The sequence below is a fragment of the Kineococcus halophytocola genome (genome assembly GCF_041276425.1).
Taxonomy (GTDB): domain Bacteria; phylum Actinomycetota; class Actinomycetes; order Actinomycetales; family Kineococcaceae; genus Kineococcus; species Kineococcus halophytocola.
Genome location: NZ_JBGFTU010000017.1, coordinates 29,077 through 42,313, shown reverse-complemented (window position 1 = coordinate 42,313; position 13,237 = coordinate 29,077). Strand labels below are relative to the sequence as shown.

Below are 13,237 nucleotides of genomic sequence, written 5' to 3'. Positions count from 1 at the left end.
AACCGGTCCGTGCCCGGGGACGATCACCCGCGGGCCACCCTCAGGAGGCGACGAACTCCCAGTGCCACGGCTCGAACGGCCCGGGGGAGCCCTGCGCCCACGCGGGGTTCACGAACCCGAACAACGCCGCGTTGCGGTCCATCCATTGGTGCTGCACCGACCCGGCGTCCTGCACCCCGCCGCCCAGGTCGACGGCCAGGCCCAGGCCGTGGCGGGAGGTCCCGGGAGCGGCGGCCAGACCGGGTTTGCGGGCCTTGACGTCGACCTGCGCGGCCAGGGACCGGTAGGCGTCGGTGACGGCCAGCGGCGTGCCGAAGTCGGCCTGGAAGGCCTGGGACAGGGCCTCGAACGCGTGCGCGGCGTCGGCCCGCAGCACCATGCCCGGCGCCGAGGGCAGGGGGCACAGCGCCTCCAGCGGGAGCAGGCCGTTGGGGAAACCGGTGAGGGTCCCCCCGGCGCACGTCTGGGTGCTGGACAGGAACGCCCGGGCCCGGTCGGTCACGGCCGCGTCCGGGGCCAGCGGCCCCAGGCCCGCGGAGGTGCGCTGGGCCTCGGAGTAGGCCAGGAGCTGCTGCTGGACGGCGGCGTCCGCGGTGGCCTTGGCGGCGGCGGCCTCCTCCACGCGCGTGTGCGCGGCGTCCACGGCGGCGCTCGCGCGGGCGGTGGCCGCCTCCTGGCGGGCGCGGGCCTGCACCGCCGTCTCGACGACCTCGGCGTGCTGACCGCCGACCCGGTCGATGGTGGCCAGCGTCGAGCCGACGTCGCCGGTGCGCCGGGGGTCCAGCAGCACCGCGACCCCCGACAGCTCGCTGAACCCGCTGGCCCCGCGGTAGGCCTGGGAGGCCCAGTCGCCCATCTCCTCCCGGCTCGCGGCCAGGGCGGCGTCCGCGGCGGCCAGCTCCTGCTGCGCGGCGTCGGCGGCCACCTGGGCGTCCTGCTGGGCCTGCAGCGCCTGCTGGTACGTCTCCAGGGCCGAGGCCGCCTGGGCCGCCAGCGTCGTCAGCTGGTCCTGGCCGGTGGGGACGGTCGTGGCCCCGGCCTGCGGGGCGGACAGGGCGACCAGCACGGCGGCGGCGGCCAGCGAGCGGGTGGTGCGGCGGGGGAGGGCGGACGGCAGCGAGCGGCGCACGGGTGTGAGGAGTCCTTCGTCGGTGTCGATGTCGCGGCGGAGGCTAGTTGACGACGCGACGAGAAGGGAAACCCGTGATCGCCCGACTGTGGACGGACGGGCACCGCAGGACGCCGACGGCGACGTGTCCGGGGCCCGGCCTACGGTGGCGCCGTGAAGGTCTCCCGGGTCAGCAGCGGCCCCGTCCTGGACGTCGCGCTGGCCGCGCTCGCGGCCGTCTTGGCGGCCCTGCTGGCGCTGTCGCGGAGCGGTGTGTGGACCGCCTCGGACGCGGTCGTCGTCACGCTCGTGGCCCTGACCGCGGTCGTGGCCGTCGTCCCGGCGGTCGCGCGGGCCGTCGCGACGGTGCGGGACCGCCGCACCGCGGCCCGGCGCGAGGTCTTCGACGACCTCCTCTCCGGTGCCGTGTGGGCGGTGGCCGACGCGACGGGGCTCGACCCGCGCGACCTGGCCCTGGCCGGGTACCGGCTGGTCCGGCCCTGGGGCCGGGCCCCGCGCCTGGCCCGCGTGCACCGCGTCCGCGCCCGTCGCCGGCCCGTCGCCTCCGGCGTCCGCTGGGCGCCCGGCAAGGGGGTCGTGGGCGAGTGCGTGGCGACGGGGGCCGTCGTGGCGCGGGACGTGACGGTCCTGGACGAGGCCGGTGAGCGGCAGGGGCTGGACCCGGAGGAGTTCCGGCGCGTGCGGGGCAAGTACGCCGTGGTCGTGGCGGTGCCGCTGGTCGAGGACTCCGGGGCGAGCTCGGCGGTGACGGGCGCGCTGGTCCTGGACGGGCCGGCCGGTTCGCTGGCGCAGCTCACCGGCCCGGACGTCCTGGGTGTCCTGGAGGCGACCTCCCGTGCGCTGCAACGGCTCACGGGGCAGTCCCCGCCGGCGTCCGCGCTGGCCGCCGCCGACGGGGCCCGCCGGTTGCGGGCTGCCCTGGAGCGCCAGGACAGCCCCCCGGCCCACGTCGCGGCGGTGGGGGAGAGGGTGGGCCCGTGAGAGCGCTCGTCGAACCCGGTCCCGAGCTCACCGCCGCCCAGCGCGACCGCTGGTCGCGGCACCTGCTGCTGCCGGAGATCGGGGAGCTCGGTCAGCGCCGCCTGCTCAACGCCCGCGTCCTCGTCGTGGGCGCCGGCGGGCTGGGCTCACCGGCGCTGCTGTACCTGGCCGCGGCCGGGGTCGGGACGATCGGCGTCGTGGACGACGACGTCGTGGAGACCTCGAACCTGCAGCGCCAGGTGCTGCACGGGACGGCCGACGTGGGGCGCGCGAAGGTGGACAGCGCGGCGGACGCCGTGGCCCGGCTGGATCCGGGGATCACGGTCGTGCGCCACCGCGAACGGCTCACGAGCGCCTCGGCAGCTCGGATCGTCGCCGGCTACGACCTCGTCCTGGACGGGTCGGACACGTTCGAGACCCGCTACCTCGTCAACGACGCGCTCGTCGCGGCGGGGCGTCCGTGGGTGTGGGGCGCGGTCCTGCGCTTCGACGGTCACGTCAGCGTCTTCGACCCGGCCGGGGCCACCTACCGGGACCTGTTCCCGACGGCACCGCCACCGGGGACGGTGCCCGGCTGCGGGGAGGCCGGGGTGCTCGGGGGCGTTTGCGCCGCCGTCGCCTCCGTCATGGTGACCGAGGCCGTGAAGCTGCTCACCGGCGCCGGCCGCCCCCTGCTCGGCCGGGTCCTCGTCCACGACGCCCTGGCCATGACGTGGCGCGAGCTGCCGCTGCGGGCCGACCCCCGCCGCGCCGGTCCCACGCACCTGCCGACGGTGACGGCGGCCGACCTGCTGACCCGGCCCGGCGCCGTCGTGGTCGACGTGCGGGAACCGGACGAACGCGCCCGGGGAGCGATCCCGGGGTCGCTCGCCCTGCCGCTGGGGGAGCTCCTCGCCGATCCCGGTGCCCTGCCCGCGGGCCCGGTCGTCCTGCACTGCGCGCGGGGGTCCCGCTCCGCGGAGGCGGTGCGCGCCGTGCTCGCCACCGGGCGCACCGACGTCGCGCACCTCGAGGGTGGGTTCGCCGCGTGGCGGGCGGCCGGGGGCCCGGCCCACTGACGCACCCACGGCGCGCCGGGACGCCCTGACGCGTGGCGGTGATCCGCGGCGCGGGACTCTCGTCCATCACAAATATGGAAGTTCAGTTACCGGAGCTAATAGGATGGCACCTCCACGACGGGCGTCGCTCCCGGTAGGTCACAGACCCACGTGGGCGGCGGGGTTGCCCGGGAACGGCCGGTCCTCGCGCACGCACGCGGCCAGGGCGGCCGCCGACCGGTGCCCGGTCTGGCGGGCGATCGAGACCCCCGGCACCCCGGCGCGGGTCGCGGCCGTGACGAACCCGGCGCGCAGGCTGTGCCCGGAGAACAGGCTCGGGTCGAGCCCGGCGTCGAGGGTGCGGCGCTTGACCACCTCGGCGACACCGCGGTCACCGAGGCGTTCGGGCCGCAGCGACCGGCCGCCCTTGGTCATGCGCCGGAAGGCGGGGCCCTCGGTGAGCCGGGCGACCTCGGTCCACCGCCGCCACGACCGGACGGGGCAGGTCTCGAGGCGGTGCCCGCGGGGGAGCTCCACGACGCGTTCGTCACGGGACCCGTTGGCGCGCACGGTGACGAGGAGCCGCTCGGGCTCGGCCACGACGTCGGTGACGTCCAGGGCGCTGAGCTCGGAGCGCCGCAGGGCCCCGGCGAAGCCCAGGACGAGCAGAGCCCGGTCGCGGTGGTCCATCACCGTGTCCTCCAGCGGGGCGAGGAGGTCCACCAGCCCGCGCGTCTCCAGGGCGTCCACCCGGCGGCGACGCCGCCCGGGACCGTGCACGCGCCGCAGTCCGCGCCAGACGAGGCCGACGTGCTCGGTGTCCGTGGGGGAGGGGACCCCGAGGAGGCCGTGCGCGACCGCGATGGCCGCCAGCCGGCGCTGCAGGGTCGCGATGGAGAACGACTCGACCTGGGCGCTGAGGTAGTCGGCCACGGTCTCCGGCGCGGCCGGTAGCGGGTCGCGGCCCTGCAGCGTGCACCACTCGCCGAAGTGCGTCAGGTCCACGGCGTAGGCGCGCCACGTCGACGGGGCGCGCAGCCCCCGCCGGAGCGGGTCCAGGGAGGCGAACCAGGCGAGGAGGGTGTCGACGTCGAGGACCGGTGGCGGGTCCAGGGGCGGCAGCAGCGCAGCCACCAGTTCGTCGGGGACCTCGGTCGGCCGGTTCGAGCTCACCTCGCCACAGTAACAAGTGAAGTTCCGTTATCGGAATCAATTTGGATACTTGTCGTGAAGAGTCGACAGCGCGCACCACCACAACCCAAACAACAAAGGCCTCGTCCGCTCGGGTCTATCCTGGCGACACCCCGGGGAACTCCAAGACGGACCCGGGGCCAGGTGCACCACCACGACCGGGTGGTCGCCGTCGTGGCGTCCTGCCCGCCCGCACACCCGCGGTCCGGGGGAGACGCCCGCTCGCGCGGGGCGCTGTCCGCGGGCCCATCGGCCGCGGTGTCCCGTGCGGGACCCACCTCGCACCCTGACCTGGAGCCCGTCGTGCCCGCCTTGCGTTCCCGTACCTCCACCCACGGCCGGAACATGGCCGGAGCGCGCGCCCTGTGGCGCGCCACCGGCATGACCGACGGCGACTTCGGCAAGCCGATCGTCGCGATCGCGAACTCGTACACCCAGTTCGTGCCCGGCCACGTGCACCTGAAGGACATGGGCGACCTGGTGGCCGGGGCCATCGCCGAGGCCGGCGGGGTGTCGAAGGAGTTCAACACCATCGCCGTCGACGACGGGATCGCGATGGGGCACTCCGGGATGCTGTACTCCCTGCCCAGCCGCGAGCTCATCGCCGACTCGGTGGAGTACATGGTCAACGCCCACCAGGCCGACGCCCTCGTCTGCATCTCGAACTGCGACAAGATCACGCCGGGCATGCTCATGGCGGCGATGCGCCTGAACATCCCGGCCGTGTTCGTCTCCGGCGGGCCGATGGAGGCCGGCAAGGCCGTCGTCGTCGACGGCGTCGCGCACGCCCCGACCGACCTCATCACCGCCATCGCCGCTTCGGCGTCGGAGCAGGTCGACGCGGCGGGCCTGGACGCGGTGGAGCGCTCGGCCTGCCCGACGTGCGGGTCGTGCTCGGGGATGTTCACCGCGAACTCCATGAACTGCCTGACCGAGGCGCTCGGGCTGTCGTTGCCGGGCAACGGGTCCACGCTGGCGACGCACGCGGCGCGGCGGGACCTGTTCCTGCGCGCGGGATCGCTGGTCGTCGAGCTCGCGAAGCAGTACTACGACGGTGACGACGCCTCGGTGCTGCCGCGCAGCATCGCCGGCCGGGCCGCGTTCTCGAACGCGATGGCCCTGGACGTGGCGATGGGCGGGTCCACGAACACCGTGCTGCACATCCTGGCCGCCGCGCAGGAGGCCGGCCTGGACTTCACGCTGGCCGACATCGACGCCGTGAGCCGCCGGGTGCCGTGCCTGTCGAAGGTCGCCCCGAACTCCGACTTCCACATGGAGGACGTGCACCGCGCCGGCGGCATCCCCGCGATCCTGGGGGAGTTGTGGCGGGCCGGGCTGCTGGAGGAGTCGGTGCGCACGGTCCACAGCCCGGACCTGGAGTCCTGGTTGCAGGAGTGGGACGTGCGGGCCGCGTCCCCGTCGGCGCGGGCCGTGGAGCTGTTCCACGCCGCACCGGGCGGGGTCCGCACGACGCAGGCGTTCTCGACGCAGAACCGGTGGAGCTCCCTGGACACCGACGCGGAGTCGGGGTGCGTGCGCGACCTCGCGCACGCCTACACCGCCGACGGTGGGCTGGCCGTCCTGGAGGGCAACCTCGCCACCGAGGGTGCGGTCATCAAGACCGCCGGCATCGACGAGTCGCTGTTCCACTTCGAGGGCACGGCCCTGGTCTTCGAGTCCCAGGAGGACGCCGTCACCGGCATCCTGTCCGGGGCCGTGCAGCCCGGTCACGTCGTCGTCATCCGCTACGAGGGGCCCGCGGGCGGGCCGGGGATGCAGGAGATGCTGCACCCCACGTCGTTCCTCAAGGGCCGGGGCCTGGGGAAGGTCTGCGCGCTCGTCACCGACGGCCGGTTCTCCGGCGGTTCCAGCGGCATCTCGATCGGGCACGTCTCGCCCGAGGCGTGGGCCGGCGGGCTCATCGGGCTCGTCGAGGACGGGGACCCGATCGAGATCGACGTGCAGACCCGCGGACTGCACCTGCGCGTCCCCGAGGACGTCCTGGCCGAGCGCCGCGCGAAGATGGACTCCCGCGAGCGCCCGTGGGAGCCGGTGGAGCGGGACCGTCCGCTGACCGGTGCGTTGCGGGCGTACGCCGCGATGGCGACGTCGGCCTCGACGGGTGCGGTCCGCAGGGTCCCGGACCGCACCCACGGCTGAGGGACGGTCAGGGGGCGGCGACGACGGAGTCGCCGTCCACCTGCACGGGCAGCGGTTCGAGGGGTTCGGTCGCGGGGCCCTTGAGCACCTGGCCGGTGGTCAGGTCGAAGCGGGACCCGTGGCAGGGGCAGTCCAGTTCACCGTTGCGCAGGGTCACGGCGCAGCCCTGGTGGGTGCACAGGCCGCTGAACGCCGCGACCTGGCCGGCCTCCGGCTGGACGATGACCACGGCGGACCCGTCGGCGTCCTGCACCACCACTCCGGACCCCACGGGCACGTCGGACAGCTGTGCCAGGGTCTCCCCGGGCGCGGGGGCGGCGACCGGGGCTGCCGCGTCGTCCCCGCCGCAGGCGGCGAGCGCCGCGCCGACGCCGAGGGTCCCGCCGGTGGTGGCCAGGGCGCGTCGGGTCAGGACGGTGCGGGACAGGGGGCGGGGCAAGGGTCGGGGCAGGTGGGTCTTCGGGTGGTCGGTCACGGACGTCCTCCGTCGGTCGGTGGTGGGTGCGGGTCCAGCCTGCCGGACGTGGATCCCGGGCGGCTGGCGCACGTGCGGTGGCTCGGTGGGGGGTCGGGGGCGGGGAAGTCGACCGTCGCCGGTGAGCTGGCCCGGCGGTACGGGGTGGAGGTGTACGACACCGACGCCGCGATGGCCGACCACGTGCGGCGGCTGAGTCCGGGGAGCGCGCCGCTGCTGCACCGCTTCCTGGCGATGTCGATGGACGAGCGGTGGGTGCTGCGGGACCCGGTCGAGATGCTGGAGACGTTCCCGTGGTTCGCCGGTGAGGGGTTCGAGCTGGTCGTGGCGGACCTGCTGGCCCGTCCGGCCGGGCGGGTGGTGGTGGTCGAGGGGTTCCGGTTGCTGCCGCGGTGGGTGCTCCCGCTCCTGCCCGGCGCAGGTGCCGGTGGCGGTGCGGGGGCGGGGGCGGTGTGGTTGCTGCCGACGCCGAGTTTCCGGGCGTGGGCGTTCCGCGAGCGCGGGTCGGAGGGCGAGATCGCCGGGCGGACGAGCGACCCGCCGCGGGCCCTGGGGAACCTGCTGGCGCGGGACGCGCTGTTCACGGACCGGTTGGCGGCGGAGCTGGCCGGGTGTGCTCCCGGGGCGGTGGTGGGCGTCGACGGCCGTCGTCCGCTGGAGGTGCTCGTGGAGGACGTCGCCGCCCGGTTCGGGCTCAGGTCTCCAGCGCGCTGAGGTACTGGTCGGCCCAGGCGCTGATGATGCGGGCGGCCCGGCGGGCCTGGCCGCGGGCGGTGAGCAGGTGGTCGGACCCTTCGAGGGAGACGAAGCTGCGCGGGTGCGGGGCGGCTTTGAAGATGGCGCTGGCGTTCTCGACGTTGACGGTGGAGTCGGTGGGGGAGTGCATGACCAGCAGCGGCACCGTGAGGCGGCGGACGTGCCGTTTGAGGTCGGCGGTGCGGACGTCCTCGACGAAGGCCCGTTTGAGGGTGAGGGCGCGGCCTCCGACGAGCCACTCGGCGTGACCGTCGGCCATGACGCGGTCCACGAGCGCGTCGTAGTTGTGCTCGACGTGGCGGGGTTCGCTGGGGGCGCCGACGCTGACGACGGCCTGCAAGTCGCGGACGCGGCCGGCGGCGGCCAGGACGGCCGCGCCGCCGAAGGAGTGCCCGACGAGGAGGGCGGCCGGGGTTCCGCGGTCGGCCATGAACTGCGCGGCCAGGACGGTGTCGTCGACCTTGTGGGTGAAGGACCCGTCGCCCCAGTCGCCCTCGGACCCGCCGAGCCCGAGGTTGTCGAAGCGGAGCATGCCGATGCCCTCCTCGGCCAGGCCCTTGCAGATGCGGGAGGCGGCCGGGGAGTCCTTGCCCAGGGTGAAGCCGTGAGCGAAGATCCCCCACCCGCGGACGGGGCCGGTGGGGACGTCGAGGAGGCCGGCCAGCCGGTGGCCCGTGGAGCTGGGGAAGGACACCTCGTCAGCCATGCCGTCGACCCTAGTGGCCGCGGCGCGCGGGGGACGTCTAGGCTCCTGCCTTGTTGCGAGCGTCTTGCAACAAGACGGGAGTGTCGTGACGACCGACGTGCTGGGGGTGCGGTCGCGCACCCGCCGCAACGGGGTGATCCTCGCCGTCCTGAGCGCCCTGACGGTCCTGTCGGCCCTGGTCGCGACCGCGGTGGGAGCCGTGGTCGTGGCGCCCGGGGACGTGCTGGCGATCGTGCTGCACCGTCTCGGCGCCGGGGCCGGTCCGGACATCGGGGCGGCCCGCGCGTGGTCGCCCGAGCACGAGGCCGTCGTCTGGTCGGTGCGGGTACCGCGGGTGCTGCTCGGGCTGGCCCTGGGGGCGGGGTTGGCGGTGTGCGGGACGGCGTTGCAGGCCGTGGTCCGCAACGTGCTGGCCGACCCCTACGTGCTGGGGGTGAACTCGGGGGCCTCGTGCGGGGCGGCCGCGGCGATCCTGTTCGGGGTCGCGGCGGGGCTGGGTCCGCACGCGGTGACGGTCAGCGCGTTCCTGGGGGCCCTGGCGGCCACGGCCCTGGTGTTCGCCGTGGCCCGCTCGGGCGGGTCGTTGACCTCGGTGCGGTTGCTGCTGGCCGGGGTGGCGGTGGGGTACGCCCTGTCGGCGGCCACGAGCTTCCTGGTGTTCGCCTCCGACTCCGCCGAGGGGGCGCGGTCGGTGCTGTTCTGGCTCCTGGGGTCGGTGGGGCTGGCCGGGTGGGGTCCGGCCCTGGCCGTGGTGCTCGTGGTCGTGGTGGCCGCGGTCGTGGTGCTGCGCGCATGGGCGCCGGTCCTGGACGCCCTGGCCCACGGGGACGCGACGGCGCAGGCGCTGGGGGTCTCCCCGGCCGGGGCCCGGGTGCGGTTGCTCGTCGTGGTCTGCCTGACGGTGGGGGTCCTGGTGGCCGCGGGGGGCAGCATCGGTTTCGTGGGTCTGGTCGTGCCGCACCTGGCCCGGCGGCTGGTCGGGGCCGGTCACCGGTGGGTGGTGCCGGCCGCGGCGTTGCTGGGGGCGTGCCTGCTGGTGTGGGCGGACCTGGTGGCGCGCACCGTCATGGCCCCGCAGGAGCTGCCCGTCGGCATCGTCACCGCGCTGGTGGGGGCGCCGTTCCTGCTGCACCTCGTCCGTCGTCAGAGCCCGACCGCCCGTTCCTGAAGCCCGTCCCCGAAGCCCGGCCCCGAAGCCCGTCCCCGAAGGAGGACCCCGTGCGTCCGCTGCTGCCCCTGCTCACCTCCGCCGCGCTGGCCCTGTCGTGCGTCAGCGCGTGCGCGGGGCAGGAGCCGGCCCCGGCCGGGTTCACCGTCACCAACTGCGGCGCGCAGGTCTCCTTCGACCGCCCCCCGGAGCGGATCGTGCTGCTGCACAGCGCACCGGTGCCGTTCCTGCACCGGCTGGGGGTGATGGACGCGGTGGTGGCCCGGGCCGGTCACTACCCCGACGCCTACTACGACGAGGCGACGCGGGCGGAACTGGCCGCGATCCCGGTCCTGACCGAGCGCACGGACAGCAGCGGGCACCTGCAGATCTCCCGGGAGGTGGTGCTGGCCCAGCGGCCCGACCTCGTCCTGGGGGTCGCGGACACCCTGGACCGGGCCACGCTGGCCGCCTCGGGGGTGCCGCTGCTGCAGGAACCGGCCCTGTGCGAGGGCGGCGGGGGCGAGGTGCGGTTGCAGGACGTGGCCGCGCAGATGGAGTTCTACGGCCGGGTCCTGGGCCGGCAGGAGCAGGCGGGCGTCGCGGCGCGGGAGCTGACCGAGCGGTTCGCGGCGCTGCGGCGGGAAGCGTCGGGACGGACGGCGGCGGTGCTGTACCCGACGATCGGGGGCGGGGTCACGTACGCCTACGGCACGGGCAGCACGGCCCACCCCCAGCTGGAGGCGGCGGGGTTCACCAACGTGTTCTCCGACGTCTCCGACCGGGTCTTCGAGGTCACCCGCGAGGAGCTGCTGGTGCGCAACCCCGACGTGCTGGTCCTGCTGCACTCCGACGGCGACCCGGCGGCCGTGGTGGAGGCGGTGGCCTCGGCTCCGGGGGCGCAGTCGTTGACGGCGGTGCGCTCGGGGGCGGTGCTGCCCCTGCTGTTCAACTTCACCGAGCCGCCGACGCCGCTGGCGCTGGAGGGGCTGGACCGCATCGTCGAGCGGTTCGGGCGGTGATCCGGGCGCGGGGGCTGGAGTTCGCCCACGGGGCCCAGCCGGTGCTGCGCGGGGTCGACGTCGACGCGCCGCAGGGCCGGGTGCTGGGTCTGCTCGGGCCCAACGGCAGCGGCAAGACGACGTTGCTGCGCCTGCTGCACGGGGCGTTGCGCCCGCGGCGCGGGACGGTGCAGGTCGACGGCCGGGACGTGGCGGGCCTGTCGGCGCGGGAACTGGCCCGGCGGGTGGCCGTGGTCGTCCAGGAACCGGGGGCGGACCTGCCGCTGACGGTGGCCGAGTCGGTGCTGCTGGGCCGCATCCCGCACCGGGGCGCGTTCGCAGGGACGACGGGCCGGGACGTGCGGATCGCCGAGGACGCGCTGCGCCGGGTCGGTGGCCTGCACCTGGCGCGGCGGCCGGTGGCGGAGGTCTCCGGTGGGGAGCGGCAGCGGGTGCTCATCGCCCGGGCCCTGGCCCAGCGGGCGGGGCACCTGCTGCTGGACGAGCCGACGAACCACCTCGACGTGCGCTACCAGCACGAGGTGCTGCAGCTCGTGCGGACGCTGGGCACGACCGTGGTGGTGGTGCTGCACGACCTGGCCCTGGCCGCGGCGTACTGCGACGAGGTGGTCCTGCTGCACGCGGGGGTGGTGCGGGCGGCGGGGACGCCCTCGCAGGTGCTGGTCCCCGCGGTGCTCGAACCCGTCTTCGAGGTGGGGGTGCGGCGGGTGGACCACGAGGGGGGACTGCACCTGGCCTTCCACCCGCGGGAGCGGGCGGGCTGAGGTCCGGTCGGGCGGGGAACGGCTCGGGGCCGGCCGCGGGGTGGCGGCCGGCCCCGAGGGGGGTTCGCGTCCGGGCCGGGGCCCGGTGGGTGCGCTGGGGAGGGTCAGGCCAGCGGGGAGGGGCCGAGCTCGTCGAGCAGCTCCTGCATCTTGCGGTAGGCCTTGTTGCGGTAGTCGATGAGCTCGGCGAGCTTGTCGGGCTCGAGCTCGAGGAACCCCGAACCGGTCTTGGTGCCGTACTTGCCGGCCTCGACGAGGGCGGTGAGGTTGGCCGGGGCCGACATGCGGTCCCCGAAGTGGCCCTCCAGGACCTTGAAGCCCTTGGCGTAGACGTCCAGCCCGGCCATGTCGGCGATGGCGAAGGGGCCGAAGAACGGCAGCCGGAAACCGAAGGTCGTGGAGACGATGGTGTCGACGTCGGCGGGGGTGGCCACCCCCTCCTCGACGACGGTCATGGCTTCCTTGAGCAGGACGTACTGCAGGCGGTTCAGGACGAACCCGGGGACGTCCTTGACCTGCGCGCCGCGGCGGCCGGCGCGGGCCAGCAGGTCGTCGACGATGGGCAGGACGGCCGGGTCGGTCGCCTCACCCGTGACGAGCTCGACGCCGGGGATGAACGGGGCCGGGTTGGAGAAGTGCACGGTGAGGAACAGCGAGGGGTCCTCGAACGCCTCGGCCAGCACCTTGACGGGGATGGTGGAGGTGTTGGTGCCGATGATGGTGCCGGGGGTCACGGCCTTCTCGACGCGGGACAGGACCTCCTTCTTCACCGCCGGGTCCTCGAAGACGGCCTCCTCGACGAAGTGCACGTCGGCGACGGCTTCCTCGATGGAGTCGGCGGGGTGGAACTTCTGCTTCAGGACCTCGGTGCTGCCCTGGGCGAACAGCCCCTGCGCCTCGAAGAGCTCGGACTCCTTCAGCAGCCGCTCGTAGTTGCGCTGCGTGGACTCCTTGTCGGCGTCGGCCAGCCACACGTCGTTGCCGGCCAGGGCCAGGGACTGCGCGATGCCGCCGCCCATGTAGCCGGTGCCGATCTGGGCGACCTTGGTGATCTCGTCGGTGCGGGGTGCTGTGGGCACGGTCTCTCCTAGGAAGGGTCGTCCGCTCGGTTGAGCGGGTGGGCCGCGATCTCCTCGATCACGGCCTGGAAGTTGGCGACGTCGTGGGCGAAGCGGCCCAGGAACAGGCCGTCGACCCCCTCGGCGACGTCGGTGAACATGCCCGGCCCGGCGCTGCCCCCGTAGAGGATGCGCGTGCGGCCGCGGCGGTGCGACAGGGCGTCGCGCAGTCGGGTGGTGACGCCCACGACGTGCTCGGGCGGGGCCGGTTCGGTCTGCCCGATGGCCCAGTTGGGTTCGTAGCCGATGGCGACCTCGGCCTCGGACGGGACGTCCTCGAGGGCGGCCAGGACCTGGCTGACGGTGGTGCGGGCGGCGTCGGCGACGTCGATGCGCACGTTCTCGCCGATGCAGATGAGCGGCACGAGGCCGTTGCGGGCGGCCGCGGCGGCCTTGCGGGCGGTGACGATGTCGTCCTCGGCGAACATGCGCCGCCGCTCGGCGTGCCCGATCTCGACGAACCGGGCCCCCGCCTCGCGCAGCGCGGCGGGGGACACCTCCCCGGTGAGGGCGCCGAAGTCCTCCCAGGAGGCGTCCTGGGCCCCGATGGCGATGCCCGTGCCGCGCAGCAGGTCCAGGCCCGTGGTCACGGTGAGGAAGTCCGGGATGACGAAGGCGTCCACGCCGGCCTCGGCGACCACCGGGCCGAGGGACGCCACGTCGGCGAGGTAGCTGCGCGTGCGGGCCAGCGAGAAGTACATCTTCAGGCTGACCCCGACGAGCGGGCGGGGGCGGGTCGACATGGTGGGTG

The 13,237-nt window shown here is 75.0% G+C and carries 13 protein-coding genes; 7 read left to right on the top strand and 6 right to left on the bottom strand.

What is annotated here, in order from left to right; all coding sequences use genetic code 11:
* Window positions 1-40: 40 nt before the first annotated feature.
* The gene (locus tag AB2L27_RS14765; RefSeq protein ID WP_370442245.1) at window positions 41-1,129 is read right to left on the bottom strand and encodes a M15 family metallopeptidase; all 1,089 of its coding nucleotides are present in this window, start codon (window positions 1,127-1,129) and stop codon (window positions 41-43) included.
* A gap of 153 nt (window positions 1,130-1,282) precedes the next feature.
* Between AB2L27_RS14765 and AB2L27_RS14760 the strand changes: the two genes are divergently transcribed.
* Window positions 1,283-2,110 carry a hypothetical protein gene (locus tag AB2L27_RS14760; protein WP_370442244.1) on the top strand — a complete coding sequence of 276 codons (828 nt, stop codon included), beginning with the start codon at window positions 1,283-1,285 and terminating at the stop codon, window positions 2,108-2,110.
* Window positions 2,107-3,168: a ThiF family adenylyltransferase gene (locus AB2L27_RS14755; protein ID WP_370442243.1), complete on the top strand. Its 1,062-nt coding sequence runs from the start codon at window positions 2,107-2,109 to the stop codon at window positions 3,166-3,168. Before AB2L27_RS14760 ends, AB2L27_RS14755 begins: the two co-directional genes overlap by 4 nt.
* Window positions 3,169-3,306: 138 nt before the next feature.
* Here the strand turns inward: AB2L27_RS14755 and AB2L27_RS14750 are convergent, their stop codons facing one another.
* Window positions 3,307-4,320 (bottom strand): site-specific integrase, encoded by a 1,014-nt coding sequence (locus tag AB2L27_RS14750; RefSeq protein WP_370442242.1) that lies wholly within the window; start codon window positions 4,318-4,320, stop codon window positions 3,307-3,309.
* Between the two features lie 321 nt (window positions 4,321-4,641).
* Between AB2L27_RS14750 and ilvD the strand changes: the two genes are divergently transcribed.
* Complete coding sequence (gene ilvD, locus AB2L27_RS14745) at window positions 4,642-6,498, top strand: dihydroxy-acid dehydratase (RefSeq protein WP_370442241.1); 1,857 nt, start codon at window positions 4,642-4,644, stop codon at window positions 6,496-6,498.
* 7 nt (window positions 6,499-6,505) lie between these two features.
* Here the strand turns inward: ilvD and AB2L27_RS14740 are convergent, their stop codons facing one another.
* The gene (locus AB2L27_RS14740; protein ID WP_370442240.1) at window positions 6,506-6,973 is read right to left on the bottom strand and encodes a QcrA and Rieske domain-containing protein; all 468 of its coding nucleotides are present in this window, start codon (window positions 6,971-6,973) and stop codon (window positions 6,506-6,508) included.
* Between the two features lie 48 nt (window positions 6,974-7,021).
* Between AB2L27_RS14740 and AB2L27_RS14735 the strand changes: the two genes are divergently transcribed.
* Window positions 7,022-7,687 (top strand): hypothetical protein, encoded by a 666-nt coding sequence (locus tag AB2L27_RS14735; RefSeq protein ID WP_370442239.1) that lies wholly within the window; start codon window positions 7,022-7,024, stop codon window positions 7,685-7,687.
* Here AB2L27_RS14735 and AB2L27_RS14730 read toward each other — a convergent pair.
* Window positions 7,668-8,435 (bottom strand): alpha/beta hydrolase family protein, encoded by a 768-nt coding sequence (locus AB2L27_RS14730; protein WP_370442238.1) that lies wholly within the window; start codon window positions 8,433-8,435, stop codon window positions 7,668-7,670. The genes AB2L27_RS14735 and AB2L27_RS14730 overlap by 20 nt on opposite strands.
* Window positions 8,436-8,520: 85 nt before the next feature.
* Here AB2L27_RS14730 and AB2L27_RS14725 point away from each other — a divergent pair, with 85 nt between their 5' ends.
* From AB2L27_RS14725 to AB2L27_RS14715, 3 genes are read left to right on the top strand one after another with little or no spacing between them, the layout of a single operon-like run.
* Window positions 8,521-9,603, top strand: coding sequence for a FecCD family ABC transporter permease (locus AB2L27_RS14725; RefSeq protein ID WP_370442237.1), 1,083 nt, complete (start codon window positions 8,521-8,523; stop codon window positions 9,601-9,603).
* Between the two features lie 50 nt (window positions 9,604-9,653).
* Window positions 9,654-10,604 (top strand): ABC transporter substrate-binding protein, encoded by a 951-nt coding sequence (locus AB2L27_RS14720; RefSeq protein WP_370442236.1) that lies wholly within the window; start codon window positions 9,654-9,656, stop codon window positions 10,602-10,604.
* Window positions 10,601-11,368, top strand: coding sequence for an ABC transporter ATP-binding protein (locus AB2L27_RS14715; protein ID WP_370442235.1), 768 nt, complete (start codon window positions 10,601-10,603; stop codon window positions 11,366-11,368). The genes AB2L27_RS14720 and AB2L27_RS14715 overlap by 4 nt, the downstream gene beginning before the upstream one ends.
* A 104-nt stretch (window positions 11,369-11,472) precedes the next feature.
* Here AB2L27_RS14715 and AB2L27_RS14710 read toward each other — a convergent pair whose 3' ends face one another.
* Together AB2L27_RS14710 and AB2L27_RS14705 are read right to left on the bottom strand one after the other, a co-directional pair.
* Window positions 11,473-12,447: a 3-hydroxyacyl-CoA dehydrogenase family protein gene (locus tag AB2L27_RS14710; RefSeq protein ID WP_370442234.1), complete on the bottom strand. Its 975-nt coding sequence runs from the start codon at window positions 12,445-12,447 to the stop codon at window positions 11,473-11,475.
* Window positions 12,448-12,455: 8 nt separating this feature from the next.
* Window positions 12,456-13,229, bottom strand: coding sequence for a triose-phosphate isomerase family protein (locus AB2L27_RS14705; RefSeq protein ID WP_370442233.1), 774 nt, complete (start codon window positions 13,227-13,229; stop codon window positions 12,456-12,458).
* Between the last annotated feature and the right edge of the window lie 8 nt (window positions 13,230-13,237).